Origin of the sequence: Aeromonas sp. s11 (genome assembly GCF_040907945.1) — a bacterium.
Lineage (GTDB): Bacteria > Pseudomonadota > Gammaproteobacteria > Enterobacterales > Aeromonadaceae > Aeromonas > Aeromonas veronii.
This window is the reverse complement of the sequence record NZ_JBFOCU010000045.1, coordinates 1-3,440: the sequence shown is the minus strand read 5'-3', so window position 1 is coordinate 3,440 and position 3,440 is coordinate 1. Positions and strand designations below refer to the sequence as shown.

The following is a 3,440-nucleotide window of genomic DNA, read 5'->3' as shown; positions in this document are numbered from 1 at the left end:
TAAATAACTGATCCCAATAGTGCTACACCTTCGCTGTGCCATAGCCATTCCCCGGGAAAGGAGACACGGTATCCATGAAGTGTTTCACTCGGGCCAGCAGGTTTGCCATCCCTCTGCATTGATGATTGCGCGTGATGGTTTCATGTAACTTGTGCCATAGCCGTTCTATGTGATTAACCCAAGGGCTGTAAACTGGCTGGAACACCAGGCAGAACTTGGGATTCTTCTTCAACCATCGCTCGGTCTGTTTGCTTTTGTGAATGATGTAGTTATCGAGGATCAACGTGATGGTTTTGGCTCGTCGGTAGTGGTGGCGCAGCTTTTCCAGCATGGCAATAAACAGCGATGAGTTTTTCTTGATCCCGCTGACGTAAAGTACCCTTCCGTTGCCTGCGTGGAGAACGCCTGCCAGATAATGCTTGGCATTCTGCCCCGGTGTGACAACCCGCTTTTGCTGCGCTCTGAACATCCAGTCGGCTCCTAATTTGGGATTGAGGTCTATATCGACTTCATCCTCATAAAACACCGGATTATCGGCATCACAGCGGGCCAGCGCGGCGTCGATATTCGCCATTTTTTCCTGATAGGCTGGGTCTTTTATCCGCAAGGTCGGCACGGGCCTGCGCCAGACAATGCCCATACGAGGTAACCATCGGCGGAGCGTGGAGGCTGCCACATTGAGCCCTGTTAACCGATTGATTTTTATAGCCAATAGTTCAGTACACCAACGGCTGCGCTGATAACCAAAATCTTGCGGAGAAAACTGCATGAGCAGCACCAGTAAGGTGACAATCTTGGCGATAGGTAAGACTGGGGCACGGCCAGCCGGTAAGGCTTCTAGCGCATCTATGCCTTCATCTCGATACCACCGAAGCCAACGACCGATGGTCGAGCGCGCAGCGCCGGTAAGGTGATGAACATCGGTGATCGTGCGTCCTTCATGTAACAGCAAGATGGCCATCAAGCGACGAGCATGTCCTTTATCACGGGTGGCATGGATGATTTTGTGAATGCGGCGCCGTTGTGGTCGTGGCAGAGGTGGTAGGATAGGCATCAACTCAGTCCTTTGGGTGTGGCTTGTTTTGTTTAGCGACTAATCAGATCGCACAAACTGGACTGAGTTCCCTTCCTCCGGTGATCTACTATTCGGAACAGCTATTTAGGTAAATATAAAACCCTTGGTGATATGATACACAATGAAGCCATCATAAAAGAATACGTTGATGATATAGCTAAAAAATTCAAAAAATATAACATTTCAATAGGTAATGATTGGAAGGAGGATGTAATTCCAATCATTCAGAGTTCATGTCAATATGAAGTGATGGATGCATATTCACATTACTCCTCCATGATGATAGTTACTGTTGCCACCTATATAGAGGCAATGATTTCTGAGTTTTACATAACGCTTTTTTCAGCTAAACCAAATTTAATGCATAATTATATAATCGCAGGAGAACAGGGCGATAAGGCTGGCAGGGTATCACTGAAAGAAATACTGGCCCATAATAATATAGAACATTTAAAGTTAGATCTAGCAAAAAAATCAGCGAAAAATGCAAGCAATGGTAATTTTAACTCTGTAATCTCACGAATAAAAGATTTAACTAAATGTGAATGTGAACAGGGAATTATAAAAGACATAGAGCAATTAATGATAACTAGACAAAGAGTTATTCATGAGGCAGCTGACATTCATGTTGACTTTGATGAAATAAAAAAGCACTTTAACAATGCTGAGTTATTATTAAAATATCTAGGTGGGTGTTGCCAGAAAACCAAGCTACCGTTTAGCGATCAAGGATACTTGGTTACATCAGCTCCAGCATTCGATGACAACTTAGCCATTTAAGATCCCTATAAAAAATTGCAGTGCGATTTAACTCATTCAGCCATATATTATAAGGATATTTTCAACAATGATTCTCGCCAATATAAAAAATAACCTTGTAAACTTACACTTTAAATAATTAAAGATCCATTTCTTTCAATAAATCAGATAGTGCATCTGGCTCTTCACCTTTTAGATATTCACCATAAAAAAATCCAGGTTTAGCGCCCCCCTTGTGTCCTCTTACCATAAGGCTTACTTTGTCTTCAAAAAGAATCACTTCAAATTCCATAATAGTTTTCAATGGATGTATAAGTTTTTTTAAAAGCTCAAGAAATTGGGGTAAAACCCAGGGCGAGAGCGTGAACATATTGTTAAATTGACTTCAATTCAGCCAGCCCTGAATCCAATACCTTTTCCAGATATGGGCTGCTCATGCCCGCAAATTGCTGCTTCTTCCGCAAGCTTGCCTTACGGCTGGTTTCGGCTCGCAGCATGTTTTGCGCCATGTGTCGTGCACAGGCCAATATTTGAGGGGCATCACCTCGATATATCTGGCAGGCATCCTCATTCATCACGACATCCAGAACCCAGTGCAGGCTATTTTCAATTGCCCAGTGCCCTCGTACCGCTGAAGCAAACTGCTCTGGTGTCAGTTCAGCCGAGCTGATGTAGTAGCGATACTCCATCGAAAATTTTTCCATATTTTCAATTCGATAGGATATTGCGACACCGACAGTCTTCAGCGATTTCCACTCTGGAAATTGCTCTGATAGTGCTCCGGCTGGTAACACATGGTACTCGCGGCCATCGATGCGACCGTGCTCTTTCTCGACACTGAGCGTTTCTTCACTCAGCGGCTTCTTGGTCGACTCGGCCAGAGCTGCGCGTACTGCATTATGCAGTGTGGGCTGGTTACCTTTTACCGCCAGCAAGTAGTCGCCACCGCCCTTGACTATGGTTGAGGCTATTCCAGTCTGGCAGCCCATGGCATCGATGGATACCAGGCAGCCTTTTATATCGAGGAGTGCCAGTAATTCAGGAATGGCGGTGATTTCGTTAGATTTCTCATCTGTTTTGACTTGCCCGAGCACCAGACGATTCTCAGCGGCAAAGGCACTGACCATATGAATGGTAGACTGACGACTGTCTCGGTCGTAAGAGCTGCGTAAGGTCTTGCCGTCAATGGCAATCAGCTCACCATCGGTACGTTCTGATGTTGCTTGCATCCAGCGGACGAAGGCGTTCTGGAATTGCTCCGGTTGAATACGGGAGATGATCCTGGCTATGGTGTCGTGAACAGGTAATCCGTTATGAAACAATCCATTACGCTGAAACCATTCCAGATGTGCCTCGCCGAAAAGCTCGATATCTTCCCAACCTTGAGCTCCACCAATAGCAGCACAGACGGTGAGAAAAACCACATCGAAGAAGGGGTACGCGATTTTGGTTGTCTGACGAGGGTCTTCAAGTTCGGAGAAGAATTGGGTAAATGCCGCTTGATGGTTCATGACGAAACTCCCGTAAAAGAGAGTATAAGATCACACCCTGTTCGGTCGGTCAAATCCTCGTGCCCTGCTTAAAAAACGTTCGCGATCTTGCCCTG

4 protein-coding genes are annotated in these 3,440 nt (G+C 45.5%); 1 reads left to right on the top strand and 3 read right to left on the bottom strand.

All coding sequences use genetic code 11. The features are described from left to right. Positions 1-22 precede the first annotated feature (22 nt). On the bottom strand, positions 23-1,054 hold the full coding sequence (locus AB5Y84_RS13045) for an IS630-like element ISAhy2 family transposase (RefSeq protein ID WP_001809438.1): 1,032 nt from the start codon (positions 1,052-1,054) through the stop codon (positions 23-25). Between the two features lie 132 nt (positions 1,055-1,186). On the opposite strand from AB5Y84_RS13045, the gene AB5Y84_RS13040 reads away from it, so the two are divergent. Next, positions 1,187-1,855, top strand: coding sequence for a hypothetical protein (locus AB5Y84_RS13040; protein ID WP_368177104.1), 669 nt, complete (start codon positions 1,187-1,189; stop codon positions 1,853-1,855). A gap of 118 nt (positions 1,856-1,973) precedes the next feature. Here the strand turns inward: AB5Y84_RS13040 and AB5Y84_RS13035 are convergent, their stop codons facing one another. Continuing rightward, a complete protein-coding gene (locus AB5Y84_RS13035) occupies positions 1,974-2,126 on the bottom strand; it encodes a hypothetical protein (RefSeq protein WP_368177103.1) in 153 nt (50 codons plus the stop codon). An 82-nt stretch (positions 2,127-2,208) separates the two neighbouring features. Then, complete coding sequence (locus tag AB5Y84_RS13030; protein ID WP_024943479.1) at positions 2,209-3,345, bottom strand: ISAs1 family transposase; 1,137 nt, start codon at positions 3,343-3,345, stop codon at positions 2,209-2,211. Positions 3,346-3,440 lie beyond the last annotated feature (95 nt).